Origin of the sequence: Bartonella sp. AA18HLJMS, from assembly GCF_042197245.1 — a bacterium.
GTDB lineage: Bacteria > Pseudomonadota > Alphaproteobacteria > Rhizobiales > Rhizobiaceae > Bartonella.
Genome location: NZ_JBHIRP010000003.1, coordinates 1 through 17,546, shown reverse-complemented (window position 1 = coordinate 17,546; position 17,546 = coordinate 1). Strand labels below are relative to the sequence as shown.

The 17,546-nt window shown below is 36.6% G+C and carries 19 protein-coding genes, 1 tRNA gene and 1 pseudogene; 14 read left to right on the top strand and 7 right to left on the bottom strand.

The genetic code is table 11. The features are described 5' to 3' along the window. Window position 1 precedes the first annotated feature (1 nt). The 5 genes from nrdR (at window position 2) to nusB (ending at window position 3,216) form a co-directional block, all read left to right on the top strand. Window positions 2-484 carry a transcriptional regulator NrdR gene (nrdR, locus tag ACFINW_RS03045; protein ID WP_375611570.1) on the top strand — a complete coding sequence of 161 codons (483 nt, stop codon included), beginning with the start codon at window positions 2-4 and terminating at the stop codon, window positions 482-484. After that, a complete protein-coding gene (ribD, locus tag ACFINW_RS03040; protein WP_375613062.1) occupies window positions 477-1,607 on the top strand; it encodes a bifunctional diaminohydroxyphosphoribosylaminopyrimidine deaminase/5-amino-6-(5-phosphoribosylamino)uracil reductase RibD in 1,131 nt (376 codons plus the stop codon). Before nrdR ends, ribD begins: the two co-directional genes overlap by 8 nt. Further along, a complete protein-coding gene (locus ACFINW_RS03035) occupies window positions 1,589-2,206 on the top strand; it encodes a riboflavin synthase (protein ID WP_375621301.1) in 618 nt (205 codons plus the stop codon). Before ribD ends, ACFINW_RS03035 begins: the two co-directional genes overlap by 19 nt. Window positions 2,207-2,287: 81 nt before the next feature. After that, window positions 2,288-2,743 carry a 6,7-dimethyl-8-ribityllumazine synthase gene (locus ACFINW_RS03030; protein WP_375673782.1) on the top strand — a complete coding sequence of 152 codons (456 nt, stop codon included), beginning with the start codon at window positions 2,288-2,290 and terminating at the stop codon, window positions 2,741-2,743. 2 nt (window positions 2,744-2,745) lie between these two features. Beyond that, entirely contained in the window at window positions 2,746-3,216 is a 471-nt protein-coding gene (gene nusB / locus ACFINW_RS03025) for a transcription antitermination factor NusB (RefSeq protein WP_375621299.1), read from the top strand. A gap of 75 nt (window positions 3,217-3,291) precedes the next feature. On the opposite strand, the gene ACFINW_RS03020 is transcribed toward nusB, so the two are convergent. Next, complete coding sequence (locus tag ACFINW_RS03020; RefSeq protein ID WP_375607172.1) at window positions 3,292-3,771, bottom strand: outer membrane protein assembly factor BamE; 480 nt, start codon at window positions 3,769-3,771, stop codon at window positions 3,292-3,294. A 221-nt stretch (window positions 3,772-3,992) separates the two neighbouring features. On the opposite strand from ACFINW_RS03020, the gene ACFINW_RS03015 reads away from it, so the two are divergent. From ACFINW_RS03015 to ACFINW_RS02995, 5 genes are all read left to right on the top strand, one after another. Next, window positions 3,993-4,550: a DUF177 domain-containing protein gene (locus ACFINW_RS03015; RefSeq protein ID WP_375611573.1), complete on the top strand. Its 558-nt coding sequence runs from the start codon at window positions 3,993-3,995 to the stop codon at window positions 4,548-4,550. Between the two features lie 149 nt (window positions 4,551-4,699). Beyond that, window positions 4,700-5,770, top strand: coding sequence for a phosphate acyltransferase PlsX (gene plsX / locus ACFINW_RS03010; protein ID WP_375611574.1), 1,071 nt, complete (start codon window positions 4,700-4,702; stop codon window positions 5,768-5,770). A 49-nt stretch (window positions 5,771-5,819) separates the two neighbouring features. After that, window positions 5,820-6,794 carry a beta-ketoacyl-ACP synthase III gene (locus tag ACFINW_RS03005; protein WP_375611575.1) on the top strand — a complete coding sequence of 325 codons (975 nt, stop codon included), beginning with the start codon at window positions 5,820-5,822 and terminating at the stop codon, window positions 6,792-6,794. Window positions 6,795-6,871: 77 nt separating this feature from the next. After that, a complete protein-coding gene (locus tag ACFINW_RS03000) occupies window positions 6,872-7,186 on the top strand; it encodes an integration host factor subunit alpha (protein ID WP_273791377.1) in 315 nt (104 codons plus the stop codon). A 196-nt stretch (window positions 7,187-7,382) separates the two neighbouring features. Beyond that, window positions 7,383-7,886: a MerR family transcriptional regulator gene (locus tag ACFINW_RS02995; protein WP_375621298.1), complete on the top strand. Its 504-nt coding sequence runs from the start codon at window positions 7,383-7,385 to the stop codon at window positions 7,884-7,886. A gap of 1,034 nt (window positions 7,887-8,920) precedes the next feature. Here the strand turns inward: ACFINW_RS02995 and thrS are convergent. The 3 genes from thrS to ACFINW_RS02980 all read right to left on the bottom strand — a co-directional run bounded on the left by thrS (window position 8,921) and on the right by ACFINW_RS02980 (window position 11,788). Continuing rightward, window positions 8,921-10,897, bottom strand: a complete 1,977-nt coding sequence (gene thrS, locus ACFINW_RS02990) for a threonine--tRNA ligase (protein WP_375640371.1) — start codon at window positions 10,895-10,897, stop codon at window positions 8,921-8,923. A 111-nt stretch (window positions 10,898-11,008) separates the two neighbouring features. Further along, window positions 11,009-11,359 carry a membrane protein insertion efficiency factor YidD gene (gene yidD / locus ACFINW_RS02985; RefSeq protein ID WP_375607118.1) on the bottom strand — a complete coding sequence of 117 codons (351 nt, stop codon included), beginning with the start codon at window positions 11,357-11,359 and terminating at the stop codon, window positions 11,009-11,011. Beyond that, the gene (locus ACFINW_RS02980) at window positions 11,360-11,788 is read right to left on the bottom strand and encodes an iron-sulfur cluster assembly scaffold protein (protein ID WP_375621296.1); all 429 of its coding nucleotides are present in this window, start codon (window positions 11,786-11,788) and stop codon (window positions 11,360-11,362) included. 125 nt (window positions 11,789-11,913) lie between these two features. Here ACFINW_RS02980 and folE point away from each other — a divergent pair, with 125 nt between their 5' ends. The 4 genes from folE to ACFINW_RS02960 all read left to right on the top strand — a co-directional run bounded on the left by folE (window position 11,914) and on the right by ACFINW_RS02960 (window position 14,756). Further along, entirely contained in the window at window positions 11,914-12,525 is a 612-nt protein-coding gene (folE, locus tag ACFINW_RS02975; protein ID WP_375640367.1) for a GTP cyclohydrolase I FolE, read from the top strand. A gap of 137 nt (window positions 12,526-12,662) precedes the next feature. Continuing rightward, window positions 12,663-12,747, top strand: a tRNA-Leu gene (locus ACFINW_RS02970). Between the two features lie 192 nt (window positions 12,748-12,939). After that, on the top strand, window positions 12,940-14,112 hold the full coding sequence (locus ACFINW_RS02965; protein WP_375607121.1) for an alpha/beta hydrolase: 1,173 nt from the start codon (window positions 12,940-12,942) through the stop codon (window positions 14,110-14,112). Between the two features lie 137 nt (window positions 14,113-14,249). After that, window positions 14,250-14,756: a hypothetical protein gene (locus ACFINW_RS02960; RefSeq protein ID WP_015856440.1), complete on the top strand. Its 507-nt coding sequence runs from the start codon at window positions 14,250-14,252 to the stop codon at window positions 14,754-14,756. A gap of 352 nt (window positions 14,757-15,108) precedes the next feature. Here the strand turns inward: ACFINW_RS02960 and ACFINW_RS02955 are convergent, their stop codons facing one another. From ACFINW_RS02955 to ACFINW_RS02945, 3 genes and pseudogenes are all read right to left on the bottom strand, one after another. Then, window positions 15,109-16,131 carry a tyrosine-type recombinase/integrase gene (locus ACFINW_RS02955; RefSeq protein WP_375640362.1) on the bottom strand — a complete coding sequence of 341 codons (1,023 nt, stop codon included), beginning with the start codon at window positions 16,129-16,131 and terminating at the stop codon, window positions 15,109-15,111. Between the two features lie 326 nt (window positions 16,132-16,457). Further along, window positions 16,458-16,766 (bottom strand): annotated as a pseudogene (locus ACFINW_RS02950) (hypothetical protein); the annotation flags it as partial. A 543-nt stretch (window positions 16,767-17,309) separates the two neighbouring features. Beyond that, a partial coding sequence (locus tag ACFINW_RS02945; protein ID WP_375673780.1) for a hypothetical protein occupies window positions 17,310-17,546 on the bottom strand: 237 nt, incomplete at its 5' end.

The window sequence follows — 17,546 nt, the reverse complement described above, 5'->3', positions numbered from 1 at the left end:
GATGCGCTGTCCTTACTGCCAATATGAGGATACACAGGTCAAAGACTCTCGTCCAGCAGAAGAGGGGGCAGTGATTCGCCGCCGCCGTGTGTGTTCCGTTTGTGGTGGTCGTTTTACAACTTTTGAACGTGTTCAGTTGCGTGAGCTCTTGGTTGCTAAAAAAAGTGGACGATGTGAACCCTTCGATCGTGATAAGTTAATGCGATCAGTTGATGTGGCTGTACGTAAGCGCAATATTGATCCTGATCATATTGAACGAGCAATTTCTGGCATTGTACGCCAGCTTGAAAGTTTGGGAGAACCAGAGATTTCTTCAGAAAAAATTGGGCATCTTGTGATGGAAGCATTGAAAAGAATTGATGATATTGCTTATATTCGTTTTGCTTCTGTGTATCGAGATTTTCGTAATGCAAGCGATTTTCACGATGTTATAGATGAATTGTCAAAGGGTATCGCGGATACAGAATCTCGTTTTGATGAATAAAAAAGTGCAAGATGAACGGTTTATGGCTGCAGCTATTCGTTTAGCAGAACGTCATGTCGGTCTTACAGGTGAGAATCCTTCCGTTGGTACGTTAATTGTGCGAAACGATAATGGTGCTGTGGGGGCTTTTATTGTTGGCTATGGCGTAACAGCTATTCATGGGAGTCCTCATGCGGAAGTGCAAGCTTTACACATGGCAGGTTCTTTGGCTCAAGGAGCGACAGCTTATGTTACTTTAGAACCTTGTGCGCATTATGGAAAAACTTCGCCGTGTGTGAATGCGCTTATTGATTCAGGTGTTTCTCGAGTTGTTGTTGCGCTGACTGATTGTGACAAGCGTGTTGATGGTCATGGTATTGCTCTTTTGCGAGCGGCGGGTATTGAAGTGGTTGAGGGCATTTTAGCTGAAGAGGCTTTTGAATCCTTATGGACGCATTGGTGCATAAGGAAGATACAACGCTGTGCGGTCACTTTTAAAATGGCAATTTCTGCCGATAATGGTGTTGGAAAAAGAGAGAAGGGCAGCGTAAAAATTAGTGGAACACTTTCTCATGCCCATACGCATATTCTACGTGCTCAAAATAATGCTATCCTCGTTGGTATTGGTACTATATTAGCAGATGATCCACAACTCAATTGCCGCTTGCCAGGGATGGAGATGCGCTCACCAATTCGTATTATTTTGGATGCAGATTTATCTATCCCCCTTGATGCAAAAGTTGTCCAAACAGCCATAAAAATTCCTACATGGGTTATTTGTGATGTGGATATTTCAAAGAAAAGCAAAAAAAATGCATTGGAGCAATATGGTGTGTCTGTTTATTCGGTCGAGATGAATAATGGTTGTGTAGAACCCTTTGCTCTTTTACAGATGCTTTATAAACATGGGATTAATAGTGTTTTATTGGAAGGGGGTGTCAAGACAGGGGAAAAATTTTTGAATGCTGGTTGTGTTGATCATTTGATATGTTTTCATACCCCCATTGTTTTAGGCAAAAATCGTATTGAAGCCCCTCATTTTGGAAATTATCTCTCGCAGTTTCATGAGATTGAGACAAGAATGTTTGGAAATGACCGTTTTTATAAGTGGAGACGTAAGACATTATGTTCACAGGAATTATAACGGATATTGGTTGTGTTGAAGATGTTCAACCTTTAAAGCAGGGGATTCGTTTAAAGATTTCTACCCGCTATGCTATAGAAAGCTTAGCAATTGGGGCGTCAATTGCTTGTTCAGGAATTTGTCTGACAATTGTAGAGCGAGGATTAAAGCAAGAAGATTCCAATTGGTTTGTTGTCGAGGCGTGGGAAGAAACATTACGTTTAACGAATCTTGTACAATGGATAAAAGGAACTTTTGTTAATTTGGAACGTTCGCTTCGATTGGGTGATGAAATGGGAGGACATTTAGTTTCTGGTCATATTGATGGTTTGGCTGAAATCATTGATCAAAAAAATGAAGGGGATGCAATTCGCTTTTATTTAAAAGTTTCAAGACAATTTATGCCTTTCATTGTTAATAAGGGATCTATTGCTCTTAATGGGACATCTTTGACTGTTAATGGTGTTGAGGATTGTGTTTTTGATGTTCTTATTATTCGCCATACACTTGAAATGACAACGTGGGGACAAGCTAAAATTGGAGATCGGGTCAATTTGGAAATTGATCAACTTGCTCGTTATGCTGCAAAGCTTTTTACTTTAAAAAGAGAAGGTGAATAAGCCAACACTCTATTGATTGTTTTCAGAATTTTATGCTTTATAACCTTGATTTTTTTGATTCGTTTTTTGTGGAATTCCATTATGATGAAAGAGATACGTAAAAAGCCTCACGTATTGATTGTTGAAGCACGTTTTTATGAGGGGATTTCTGATGCGCTTTTGAGAGGTGCAGTGAATACTTTGCAAAAAGCTGAAGCAAGTTATGATGTTGTAACGGTTCCTGGAGCATTAGAAATACCAAGTGCAATAGCTTTTGCTGAACAAAACAAGATATCGTATGATGGTTATGTTGCTCTTGGTTGTGTTATTCGGGGTGAAACATATCACTTTGAAATTGTTGCTAATGATTCTTGTCGTGCATTGATGGATTTAACTGTTCGTCAGCACTTGGCTATTGGAAATGGTATTTTGACTGTTGAAAATGAAGAACAAGCATGGGTGCGTGCAAAACTAGATGATAAAAATAAAGGTGGTTTTGCGGCTGAAGCTGCTTTATGTATGATCGCTCTAAAAAAGAGATTTGGAGATAATCGTTAAATATGGCTGATATAAAAAGCAGACATTTTTCGCGTTCAGCCAATAAACGTGGAGCAGCAAGACTCGCTGCAGTTCAAGCACTCTATCAAATGGATATCGTGGGTTCGGGGGTGATGGAAACGGCAGCTGAGTATGAGGCTTATCGTTTGGGAAAAGATATTGATGGAGACCAATATCTTGAAGCTGATTTTCAATGGTTTTTGGCTATTATAACGGGTGTTGTAAAAGATCAAAAGCAGCTTGATCCGCTGCTTCATCAACAGCTTTCTGCAGAGTGGTCTCTTTCACGTCTTGATTCTATATTGCGAGCAATTTTACGAGCAGGTTTATGGGAGTTGATCAACCGTAAAGATGTTCCCGTTGCAGTTGTCATGAATGAATATGTTGACATAGCAAAGGCGTTTTTTGAAGGTGATGAGCCAAAACTTGTTAATGCAGTTCTCGACAGTATGGCAAAAAAAGTCCGTCTCTAAGAGCTACAAATCCCCCTATTATAGATCTGATATTATCAGACCTATAATATTGAAACGGTATGCAGACTATATAATTTAGTTATGGGGTGGCAAATTCGCAGGGCCTTTTATAATTTGAATTAAGAAAGGATGTTCTTTCGTTACAGTTGGCGTTGTTTGTGTAATAAAATCAAACACTTGACCGTCTTGTAATCCGTAATTTGCAACTTTTGCAACCTGATTATTTTTATTGAAGTAAATGGCTAAAACTTTGCGATCAATAATCTTTGTTTTCATAAACTGCATCCCACGATAACGTGTCTGTGAGATGTAATAAAAAACTTCATTATCATATTTTGTTTTTAATGAAGGGGTCCCTAAAGTTAAAAGAACTTGCTCTTGACTTGAGCCAATAGAGATAGAACTTAGAGCATTTTTATCAAGAACATAGCCCTCTCTATAAATTTGGCTCGAACCTGAAGAATCAAGAAGGCTACACCCAGCAAGCATTCCTATGCTTGCTATTGATAGACCAATCAATAATTTACGTTTGATTAAGGCTATTATGTGAGGCATTTGAAACAATGGTATCTCCTTTTTATACTGAGATGTAGGACAAGAAGGCAACCTCAAGTTTTTTCTAATTTTAACTTAATCTACCGTAGCTTACACTGAGTTTCCCTGTTATAAAGCAAATTATGCCATATAGAATTTCTTTAGAAAAGAAAAAAATGCATAAATACTTGAGATAAATAAAAACATAGTGCTTTACGCGTTTTTATGTTTGGGAGTTGTCAATGAATGTTCAAAATGTTCCTCAAATGACATTTGCTTTGGCTTATCCAATATCTGTACGTTCTCTACCTGCTAAAGGTATAAGGGTTCATTTTTGTGCAAACAAAAAAGAATGTACACATTTAGCCCAGAACCATGATTTAATTGAAGTAAAATCTTGTGAGGGAAAATTCCATATTTTCCCGTGGAAAAAACGCGGAGTGCGTATAAAAGGTCTGTTGCAAGCGCGTATACTACAGTTATGTGTTGTTACATTAGAACCATTAGAAAATATCCTTTGTGAAAATATTGAGGTTGTTTTTGTTCCTGAAGATTCAAATTTGATGAAGCCCCAAATATCAGAGGATACAGGGGAATTGTTTTTAGATGTGGAGGGGCTTGATACTCCTGAAGTGTTTTATGATGATAAAATTGATATTGGCGCAATCATGGAAGAGTTTTTTGAGTTGTCTATTAATCATTATCCACGTAAAGAAGGGATAAAGATGAATATGGTTGAAAATTTAGAAGAAGCAGAGCGAAAATTCTCTCCATTTTCTGTTTTGAAAAATTGGAAGTGATTGTAAAAGCATACAAAAAATATCTATTGTATGCTAAACGGTATTTTCTGCGGAGCGATTTTCGCAAGATGTGCTGTGTGAGTATTCAGGAGCTAAAAATCATAATATGTATTTAAAGATGTAAATGAGAAGATGTGGGATATGCAAGCGTGATTAGAATTTCTGTGGATGTCATGGGCGGTGATTACGGTCCAGAAGCAGCTATTGCAGGAGCAGCAATTGTACAAAAATATTTATCAAATATTTATTTTCTATTTTATGGAGTAGAGGAGGCTGTTCGTCCGGTTTTAAAAAAATATCCCTGTTTGGATTCTGTATCGCGCTTTTGCCCTACAGAAAGTTATACACGCATGGATGAAAAGCCAAGCCAAGCACTTCGTAATGGACGTGGTAAATCATCAATGTGGTACGCCATTGAAGCGGTAAAAAATGGTGAAGCTGATGCTTGCATTTCTGCTGGTAATACGGGTGCACTCATGGCCATGTCTTATTTTTGTTTGAAAATGCTTGCAGAGGCTGAACGTCCTGGTATTGCGGGTATCTGGCCAACACTGCGCAGTGAGAGTATTGTTTTAGATATTGGAGCAACAATTGGTGCCTCTGCTAGTCAGTTGGTTGATTTGGCGGTTATGGGAGCAGGTATGTTTCGCGCTTTATATCACACTGAAAGACCAAGTGTTGGGCTTTTAAATGTGGGGGTGGAAGAGGTTAAAGGACTTTATGAAATAAAAAAAGCAGGAATGATATTGCGTGAAGTGCAATTAGAAGGATTGGAATATAAAGGATTTGTTGAGGGCAATGACATTGGAAAAGGAACAGTCGATGTTGTTGTGACAGAGGGGTTTTCTGGTAATATTGCTTTAAAAACCGCAGAAGGAACCGCGCGACAGATAGGAGAGATTTTAAACTCTGCAATGCGCAGTTCTTTTTTAACATCTCTTGGTTATTTTTTATCACGGGGTGCTTTTCGTATACTGAAACATAAAATGGATCCTGATAGGGTGAATGGAGGAGTGCTTTTAGGTTTGAATGGTGTTGTTATAAAAAGTCATGGCAGTGCTAACGCTAATGGCTTTGCTTCTGCTATCCGCGTTGGTTATAAAATGGTTAATAATGGACTTTTACAAAAAATAACGGCTGATTTACGGCGATTTCATGAAAATAAAGAAACACTTTTTGACCAAGAAGATGAAGTGGTGATGAATGGAGAGTCCTTATGATAAGCTCTTATAATAGAAATGAAAAATTTGAAGAAAAGGTAAGAGCTGAATGATTCGGTCAATTATACGTGGTGTAGGAAGTGCTTTGCCGAAAAGAAGTTTATCAAATGAAGAGATTGCAAAGTTTGTTGAAACGTCAGATTCATGGATTGTTCAGCGTACAGGAATACGCCAACGTTATATTGCCAGTGAAAATGAAACAACTGTTTCTTTAGGAGTTGAGGCTGCGCAAGCAGCACTTACAAATGCTGGTTTAACAATAAAAGACATCGATTGTATTATTTTAGCAACGTCCACCCCGAATCGTACTTTTCCTGCTTCTGCTGTTGAAATTCAACATGCTTTGGGAATGAGCCATGGATTTGCTTTTGATATTCAAGCTGTTTGCTCTGGTTTTATTTTTGCTTTAACAACAGGAGATTCTTATTTACGGTGTGGGGGAGCTAAAAGAATTTTAGTTATTGGATCCGATACATTTTCTCGAATTTTAGATTGGGAAGATCGTACGACATGTGTATTGTTTGGTGATGGTGCTGGTGCTGTTATTTTGGAAGCACTAGAAACTGAGGGGGGTATTGCTTTTGAGCGTGGTATATTGTCTGCGAAATTGCGTTCTAATGGTGCTTATATAGATAAGCTATATGTTGATGGTGGACCTTCAACAACACAAACGACAGGCTATTTGCGTATGGAAGGACGAGAAGTTTTTAAATATGCTGTTGGTATGATAACGGATGTGGTTGATGATTGTTTTGCAGCTGCAGGTATGGATTCTTCACAACTAGATTGGTTTGTACCTCATCAGGCTAATAAGCGCATTATTGAAGCATCTGCTAAAAAGCTGGGAATTTCACTAGATAAAGTTGTGATTACCGTTGATCAACATGGTAATACGTCTGCTGCATCAGTTCCGTTGGCTTTAACAACAGCTGTTTGCGATGGAAAAATAAAAGAAGGAGATCTTATCATGTTAGAAGCCATGGGAGGTGGATTTACATGGGGAGCAATTCTTATTCGTTGGTAAATTATGGCTACTTGACCATATTTCAAGAAAACGTATAAGTCATTTTGTAATTTTTAATATTTTAATAGGTGGTTATAATGACAAGTAAGACAGTAACGCGTGCAGATTTAGCGAGCGTAGTTTGTAAAAGAGTGGGCTTGTCACATACTGAATCAGCAGCTTTAGTCGAATTGGTTTTGGATGAGATTTGCAACTCACTTGTAAGAGGTGAAGCGGTTAAATTATCTTCTTTTGCAACTTTTCAGGTTCGCAGTAAAAATGAACGTGTTGGACGCAATCCAAAAACAGGTGTTGAAGCACCGATTCCGCCGCGACGTGTTGTGACGTTTAAGGCTGCCAATGTCCTTAAACAGAGAATTTTAGATTCGCATCGTGCAAAACAGAAAAAATGATATCTCATAAATAAATGCCATGGTATGTTTGGTATTTGTTAAAGAAATGTATAAAATAAGGGTCTTTATTTTTTAGAAAAAGACTGGTGAGTAAGGTATCAATGATGGTCTTATTTTTGACTAATCTTGTTGAGAAATTGAGACAGAATGAGTCATTGTGAAGTAATTTATTTTGTTTTAAATAAGGTGTTACAAAATGGATAAAAGCTCTGATGCTTTTCGCACAATTAGCGAAGTAGCGGAGTTATTGGAGCTTCCGCAGCATGTCTTAAGATTTTGGGAAACACGTTTTAGGCAGATTAAACCAATGAAACGTGGGGGAGGAAGGCGCTATTATCGTCCGGTCGATGTTGATTTGCTCAATGGTATTAAGCAGTTACTATATGATCAGGGTTATACGATAAAAGGTGTGCAACGCCTTTTGAAAGAAAATGGTGTTGCTTTTGTGACTGCATTGGGTAATGGTGATCTTGATGCTATGAATGTGGTCATAGAGAAGAAACATGCAGTACAAACTTCTGAAAATGCTAGCAATAAGCCTAAGAAATCTTCTTTTGGGCTTTTGAGTTTCATGAGGAATGAGGGAGAAACATCTGTCGGTTCTGTGAATCTTTACAAAGATAAAACTGATAAAGCATTGTTACAAGAAATTCTGTTTGAACTCATTGAATGTAAGCGTGTTCTTGATAGAGCACGATAATAATATTTTTTTATTTTATATGTGTTTCGTAGATATTTAGATGTTTTATGGATGTGCCCAGAATTTTATACGTTCAACGAGTAGTCATATATCGTATGTGTATATTTAACGAGTTTTTTATTTGGTAAAACATGAAGAAGAGAAAGAATAAACGCTGAGTTTTGCCATTTTTTTTGATTTGGCTTTATAAAAATTAAGGTAATATCTCATCAGTGTAGATTGCGGGATGTAGGATGCCATTAGCTTACCAATTCATGTGCTTGTTTTAAAGAGATGTTTCTTAAGGCTTCTTAATCTTATTTTACCATAATGCCTCGTGAATGATTAATGGTAAACTCGTTGAGTACCGCTATTTTTATACTTATGAAGGTTCAAGTCGGCATCATCATTATAATTATAGCCTGTTCTCAATGACTGCAACAATTCTTAGCACTTTAGGCGGTTCATTGTAGGCATTTTAAAAGTCTTTTCTCAATAATTTTTATCCACGCACTCATTCCGCTTGTTTCGTGCAAGAAAATGATTTTGATAGATTCAACATAAAAATATTAAAAATAAGAGAAGCCTATGATATTCGAAACCTTATTTAATATGAATAACGATATATTATCATTATAAATCAATATCTTGTCCTTTTTATAAGGGCTTATCTTACGAATAAGAAATATCATTGTTCAGCTAATTTTACATATTTTTTATTAATAAATATAATCTTGTTTTCAGTTTTCTTGCTTGATGTTTCTATAATTATTGTAATGATCTATCCATGATAATAGCAGAATTTTTTCATTATAAAGGTAAAAGATTAATGTTATTATTAATATTCAATTGTCTATGATTTTTGCATTTAAACAGCTCATAGCTTATATTCAACTTTTTCACCAATCCACCTTGTAGAGAAAGAGCACGTTATTCTTTCTGGTGACAGGTCATTGTGCATGAAACAAAAACACACTACAATATCAAATTATTTCATTTTGTACAAAACTGAAAATTTATAGTAAAAAATTAACGTATTACCATCTTCCGTGATATTATGCATTTATTACACGTTGCAAATCTGGAGGTGTTGCTTCATTTGAGAGTTGTTTAATCACATCTTCTACAGATAAAAGGGTTTGATTTGTACTTCCTAAGCGGCGCATATTTACGCTGTTTGTTTCAGCTTCACGTTTGCCACATACCAAAATTACGGGGACTTTTTGTAAAGAATGTTCTCGTATTTTATAGTTAATTTTTTCATTGCGGAGATCTATTGTTGCGGAAAGCCCAACAGCTTTAAGTTTTGCTGTTATTTTTTGGGCATATTCATTTGCTTCGGATGTAATTGTTGCAACAACAATTTGTTCAGGAGCAAGCCAAAGTGGCATATGTCCAGCAAAATTTTCAATTAATATACCAAGAAAACGCTCCATTGATCCCAAAATAGCACGGTGGATCATAACAGGTTGACGTTTTTCTGAATCTTTATCAATATAGAATGCACCAAAACGTTCAGGGAGATTAAAGTCTATTTGTGTTGTTCCACATTGCCATTCACGACCGATAGCATCCTTTAATGTATATTCAAATTTTGGACCATAAAATGCTCCTTCACCTGGAAGGATGCTTGTTTTGATTTGTCCTGCAAATTTTGTTTCAATCGTTTTAAGGACAGATTCCATGATACTTTCTGCATGATCCCATAATGCATCAGATCCAACTCGTTTTTCTGGACGGGTTGAAAGCTTAAGACTAATTTCTTTAAAACCAAAATCGGCATAAGTTGATAAAATAAGATCATTAATACTGAGACATTCATCGGCTAATTGTTCATCAGTACAAAAAATATGCGCATCATCTTGTGTAAAACCACGCACACGCATAAGACCATGTAAAGAGCCTGAAGGCTCATAACGATGAACAAGTCCAAATTCAGCAAGTCTAATAGGCAAATCACGATAAGATTTTAAACCATGTTTAAAAATTTGCACATGACCAGGGCAGTTCATTGGTTTAAGGGCATAAACATTCCCATGATCTGAATCTTCTTCTGCTGAAATTACTTTGAACATATTCTCCTTATACCAACCCCAATGGCCAGATATTTCCCAGAGTGACCTATCGAGAACTTGTGGTGCATTAACTTCAGCATATTGATGATCATCAAGGCGTCTACGCATATAGCTGATCAAATTTTGGAACATTTTCCAACCTTTTTTGTGCCAAAAAATCATTCCTGGCCCTTCTTCTTGAAAGTGAAATAAGTCCATTTCACGTCCCAAGCGGCGATGATCACGTTTTTCAGCTTCTTCTAGCATATGGAGGTAGGCTTTTAAGTCATTTTCATTTGCAAATGCTGTTCCATAAATTCTCGTGAGCATTGGATTATTGGCATCGCCACGCCAATAAGCTCCTGCAACTTTCATTAATTTGAAAGCATTCCCAATTTGCCCTGTAGATTGCATGTGCGGTCCGCGACAAAGATCAAACCACTCCCCTTGATAATAGATTTTTAAATCTTGATTTTCAGGAATGCTATCAATAAGTTCAACTTTATAAAATTCCTTTTTCTCAGAAAAAACTTTTCTTGCTTTTTCACGAGACCAAATTTCTTTTCTAAAAGGTTTATTGCGTTGGATAATTTCACGCATTTTCTTTTCAATGACGGTGAGATCATCTAATGTGAAAGGTTGTTGGCGTGCAAAATCATAATAGAATCCGTTCTCAATGACAGGACCTATTGTTACTTGCGTTTCAGGAAAGAGCTCTTGCACTGCTTCAGCAAGGACATGGGCGCAATCATGCCTTATGAGCTCAAGAGCGCGTGAATCTTCTCGGGTAATAATCTCTACTTGACCAGATTGTCCCAATGGATCCGATAAGTCTCGCGTGATACCATCAAGACTATAGGCGACTGCTTTTTTTGCAAGTGATTTAGAAATAGATTCTGCTAATTCCAAGCCTGTCATTTCGGCGGGGTAATTACGTTTTGAACCATCGGGAAAAAAAAGAGAAATAGAGCAAGACATAAAAAAACCCTCTTAATCCAATTCCGCTAACGATTGCGGATGGTTTCGTGAAAATTGAGTAAAAAGCTTATAGACTAATTTTTTATCAATACATGTGAAAAAAGAAAAGGATTATTTGTTGTGTTTGTCAGAAATTTTCCAGTAACGCCAAGGTTTATAAAAACAGCAAGAATTTCCAAGCGATGGAGGGACTGGATCAAAGCCATCTGTTCCAAAGGGCCCACAACGCATGATACGAAAGAGTCCCATCCATGCACCAGCCCAAAGCCCATGGCGTGCTATCGCTTCATATGTATATTCTGAACAAGTCGGAGCATGGCGGCACTGATTACCTATAAGGCTCGAAAGTGTTATTTGATAGAAACGTATTAAGAAAATACCCAATAATCGTCCGGGTGTTTTTTGCCAAGTGCCTGTGTAATTCCGAGTCAACTTTTTTTGTCTAGATTGTGATTTGAACATTTATTTTTCTTCAATTTTTTGAATGCAGTCTATCATTGCATCAAAGGGTAGTAGTGTTGCTGCATGGCGCACTTTATAGTCTTTAATGGGCTGTAAGCAAGAAAAATCCTCAAATGGAGCTTGAGGAGAAGGACCATTTTGCGTTAGCATTTGGTAGATAACTTCACGCAATATTTTAAGATCTTGAGTTGTTTGTCCGATGATATGAGATGCTAAAAGTGAAGCTGAAGCTTGCCCTAGCACACATGCATGTATTTCGTGAGCAAAATCGGTAATAATACCATTTTCCACTTTTAAATCTACAGTGATTGTCGAACCACAAAGGTGTGCATGTTTTCTTGATGTTGCATCAGGATTATTAAGACGTCCAATTTTGCCTATATGTGCAGCATATTTAAGTATTTTATCATTATAGATAGTATCAATCATGCGCTATTGCCTGAAATTTTGAAAGTCGTGATTGTTTAAACTTTTAATTCGCTTATATAGAGATTATACAAAATGAGATAGGTATGGAGCAAATGCTTTGTATAGAGTAAGCTTGGAGTTTTTGAATGCGTAATGTTGTTAAAGAAGACACAAATTTATCTGAAGAAAAGCGTCCGAGTATTGAAAAGGTGGAAGAAGCGATTCGTACATTACTCTTATGGATAGGGGAAAATCCAAATAGAGAAGGGCTTTTAGATACTCCAAAACGTATAGCCAAGGCATATCGCGAGCTTTTTAATGGTTATAGTCAATCGGTTAAAGAAACCTTAGGTACAGTTTTTGAAGAGGTTTCAGGATACAATGAAGCCGTAATCGTAAAGAATATAGCTTTTTATTCACACTGTGAGCATCACATGATCCCAATTATTGGGAAAGCACACATAGCATATCTTCCTAATGCAAAAATTGTTGGTCTTTCAAAAATTGTACGTGTTGTAGATATTTTTGCTCGTCGTTTACAAACTCAAGAAGCTATGACAGCGCAAGTGGCTCACGCGTTAAAAACGTATCTGAAGCCTCATGGTGTAGCAGTATTGATTGAGGCTGAGCACATGTGTATGGCTATGAGAGGAATCCAAAAACAGGGCTCTACAACAATTACAAAAAACTTTCATGGTTATTATGAAAAAGATCAAGCGGCACAAGCACATTTTATGATGATGGTTCAAAGGTCATAGTAAAGCCCATATTTCTCGTAATCTCTATTAAGTTATAAAGCATCCGGATAAAATAAATTATGAGAAAAAGAAAATTGGCTTGTACCTTTCTTTATGATTTGTTAAAGGCTAAAAACCAAGATTTTTTCTTTCCACGTGCGGTCGTGGCGGAATTGGTAGACGCGCAGCGTTGAGGTCGCTGTGGGGCAACCCGTGGAAGTTCGAGTCTTCTCGACCGCACCAGTTCGCAGTGAGTCTCTCCATAGTGAGATGAAGTTATGTTAGAGAGAGGGGATTTATAGGCATTATAGAAAAATCTTTTTGTATGTTATTTGTTGGTGTGTTGCCAATAATATTTCGTTTTTTATTACTTTATCTATGCATTTGAAATGTTATATTTTTATAAGGTGGGGTGAAGTTGCAGTGAGAAGTATAATGATTCTGAGATATTTAACACTTCTTATTTGTATTTCTTTATTATCAGCGTGTAGTGATTCACGTGCTGTACTTTGGCATGGGGTGCATGCAACACCTTCTATGACTGCCGTAGAAAGGGAAGTTGAAGGGAAACCAGTTTCTCCAAAAGCCATCGTTCCAGTGTATGTTGCAACGAGTCGTATGATGCAAAATAATTACGCTCAACCTTATGGTGCAGAGCGATCAAATAAAGTTCATTATAATCGTGTTGACGTAGGAATTCCTCAGCAACATGTAAAGGGAGTTGTTGAAATAAATGCCTATAAACCTACACATGATAAGTATTTTGCAGCAGTAGCATTGCAAAAATACGATAATAAAGAACAGTTTAAACAGCAATTAAATGCTGCTTTAGCAAAAAAGCCAAAAGGAAAAAGAGAAATTTTTCTTTTTATCCATGGGTATAATAATAATTTTGCAGATGGTACATTTCGTACAGCACAGTTTACACACGATTATTCTTTAAATGTTGTCGCTGTGCATTATTCTTGGCCTTCGGCCGGATCAGTTCCTCTTTATATTTATGATCGTGACAGTGCTAATTTTGCCCGTGACGGATTGATAGAGCTTTTAACACTTATTAGTGAAACCAATGCTGATCAAATTTCGGTTATTGCACATTCTATGGGCAATTTTGTTATAATGGAAGCATTTAGAACGTTAGCGTTACAGGGAAAATATAGGCCTATTCGTCGTATTACAAGTTTATTAATGGCTGCACCAGATATTGATGTTGATGTATTTGAGCGCCAACTTAATGATATAAAAAAACTTCCGCAGCCAACCGCTATTTTAGTATCCAGAGCAGATAAAGCTCTTGCGGTTTCAGGACGTCTTACGGGTGGACATCATCGTGTGGGCGATGGCTCAGATATTGAAATGTTGCGTAAAAATGGAATAGCTGTTCTTGATTTTTCTCATGTGGATGGGGGAGCACACAATGTCTTTGCATCTTCGCCAACGTTGATGGCTCTTTCTCGAGAAGGTTCTTTGGCTTCCACAATTATGCAAGGTACAGAATTGTCACCTAGTCAAGCCCTTCTTGCTGATGGTAGTAGTGTGTTGGAAAAAACAACACATCTTATCCTTTATACACCTGTACGTTTTCTCTCTCCACGGATTCCACGTTGATCGTGAAAAGAGAGAAGGGGCTCCATCGAATAATGTATTGGAGGTAATATTTTTTAGCACTTTCTTTAGAATGGTCTTGTAAAATGAAAAATAAATAGCGGGATGAATGTAAAAAACAGTCATTAGGTGAGTTTGTGATGATTGCACGGAAACGCTATGTTAATACGCCTACAGTTGTTGATTATTTGTCTCATTCCGCAATTAAGTTATTAGACATTCATGCTATGCTTGTGAAGGTGAGAAAAGGTGATATGGGGGAAAAACCAAATTTATTGCGTCAAATTGATTCTACAAAAAAACAGTTAGATGAGATAAGCCATGCTCTTATTTTAGAATATCGTAAACGCCAAGAAAATGAGCGTTTTTTAAAACAAATTCTGCTATCCATTTCTGATCAACTTTTTGCACTTAATAATGGTTTTAAGGAAACAGGACGTCTTTTTTTTCAAGAAGTTAGAATACTTCAATCTCAGATGCAATGTTTATATGAGGGAAAGGAGAGGCTGCATTTGTTGAATAGCCAAGAATCTTTTTGTTCTCCGTCAAAGATTGATGAAGTCATTAAACAGTTACAAAAAGCACGAGAAAAGCTTATTCTTGAAAGCCCACATCTCTTTGAAAAAAGCACAAAAGCTAAACAATAAAAGTTCTTTAGTTGAGTAGATAGATAATTTGAATTTTACAGCAAAAACGCTGTTAGATAGAAGGCTATAACCTTTTGAAAGAAAAGAATTTGCTTTAATAAATGAAACACATGCCTTATATCTTTGCTAAAGTTAAGGCTGATTAATTAGGTGGCTTTATTGAAAAAAATGTTTGTGGAAAGAATTTTACAAAAAACTTTCTGATTCTTTTAATAATAGCCCGCCGGATAATTTTACCAATGTCATGAAGTTGTTAGTATATTCATTAGGCAAATAAAAAGCAAGTAAAATAAAATAGTTATGTCTAATATAAGGGAAAAGGTGAATCTTGATTCTATTGAGTTTTTTGCCTCTATCCCTCATCTTTTTGAAGCTTTTTTATCGCCTCTATAGCTAACCTTTTGCGATCTGCGCTCTTTGTGTAAAGAGATGCCATAGCATCATTTGTCCAGCCAAAAATTGCTTTGAGTTGTGATACTATTGCACCAGAGTTAGCTGCGCGTGTTGCTGCTAATTTTTTTAAGCCATGTGCTGATTTTTTGATTTCTGCTACTTTACAAGTCTCTCGAAAAAGGTTGCCAAAACTTTCTTTAACTAGTTTTTTACCTTCTTTACCACAAATGAATGTTTCTACTCCAATAGGACCAGCTTCAAGCGTTTTGGCTAATTCCGGTAAAATAGGAAGAAAAACATCTGTTTGGAATTTACTTTTCTCTGTTTTGAGATGAATAATATTGTCTTTGACATCTTTCCAGCCAATGCGAACCGCATCACCACGACGTAAGCCCGTATACAGAAGAATATCAATCCAAACGCGTTCATGGGTACCATGGGACCATCTTTGATAATATTTCTCAACATCTTCTTCTGTCCAAACAGGAAAGCCGCTTTTATTTTTAAGAGGAGGTTTTTTGACGCCTAAAGTTGGATTATTTTCCAAAAGACCTTGATCAATTGCCCAATTAAAAAGTCCATTAAGGGCTTTCAGAAAGTTTCTAGCTATTGCTGGTGTATCTTTGCGCCGTTCAACACCGGCTATGATATGTTTCTTTTCAATTGCTTGGTATGGAATATTTCCTATGGAGTCGCATATCTTCATAAGAATGTATTCTTTTTGTTTCTTTGTAGTATTAGAGTAGCTATGCCAATTAGAGCTGTTAAAGTATTGTTTAAGCAGCCATGCAAATGAACCTTCAACAAGTTTACCAGTTTTTGATTTAGGAAGTATAAGCCCTTGTAACTCGGCAAGTGCGCTTTTGTAGTTATCAACAAACTCTTGCGTTCCATAGGTACCGCGTATTCTAATGCGTGGTCCATGACCAATACGTACATACCATACAATTTTGCCATGTTGAGTAATTTGTTTGATAGCCATAAAAGCGTTTATAGGCTCTGTAATTCAAATGAGTGATTAAAGATCATACGCAACATTTACGTTCCTTTTGATAAGTTTTATATCTCTCATAAAGCACTTGCAATATGATACGTTTTGTATATATGCACTGATTACTCCATTGTGGATGATTCATTTTAATCAATAAGAATCGCTATTTGAAAGCCGCGTCATATCACTTGGCGCGGCTTTTTTTTATTTTACTCTCTCTTTTATGATATGTTTATAGCAATGCGTTTTATATGCGTTTATACACCATAAAAAAGGCACGCCCCCCATATCTATTTTTATTCTGTTTTATCAGTTATATTGACAACATTATCGTTTTCATAAACCTTACATTTTTTTGGAACGACACTTACTTTACTTTGACTGTTTAATTTTGCATTGCCATAGGCTTTACCCCAGACCTTGGCATGATAGGAAACCTTGGCATTGCCATAAACCCTAGCATTTTCATAAACGTGACCATTTTTAAACACAAGAGCCTCATCATAGTCCCAGCAATTGCACTCATGAGAGAGGTTATCTTCCTTTTCAATAAAGCCGCCTAAGGTACCTGCTTTGATATCAGCAAAATCTTTTAATGCTTTAATAATGAATTCAATTAAATCCATTTAGAATAAATAGCGAGTATCAGAAGAGGTAAAGTCATTCAAAAGCGGATAAATTTTTTCAAAAAGTTTTTTAAATGCTGTTTATCCACAGCCTATGAGAGAGATCAGATCAGCAAAATAGTGAAATCTGCTATTCGTTTTATGAAAAAAAGACAAATGCACTATGTGCTTTAAAATATCAGAATGAGTATTTTGATGCATTTTATAGATAGGTTTTGAAGGTTTCTCACACCCTCAAAATACCTTCAAAAATATACCGCGGGTTGTATTTATAGGTTGTGTTTTAATATAGATTGTATCTCTAAAATGCTAATATATTGAAATATAATGATTTTTATTTTTCGATTGAAAAAAAATATATAAAGGGGGGTAAAAAGAACCCTCAAAATACTCAAAACCCCTAAAACTCATAGATGAGGCGTCTTTTGAAGGTTCACTCTATGAATGCAAGCGGATATGGTTGAGCAAATTTATCCTTTATATTTATGGGGATATTGATGTATTAACCATTGACGGGCTAAACAGTTTTGTTTAGAGGTTTCTTTATATAAATGTGGGGGAGAGATCTTCAGCAGTTAAAATAAAGCAGTTTTTGGGTGTCACTTTTTGGGTCACAGAGGCATGTGCTTTTGTTAAAAGCGTCATAGGGCAGTGGCTGTTTTGAGTGGGTTTATTAGCGGTTCCATGAAGTTCTTTTAAAGAGTGCTTCATGAATAGTGCAAAGCGGGGGCAATCTGTATTGTTTTGTGTATTTTTACGCCAAAGTTCTCTTTTGAGAAT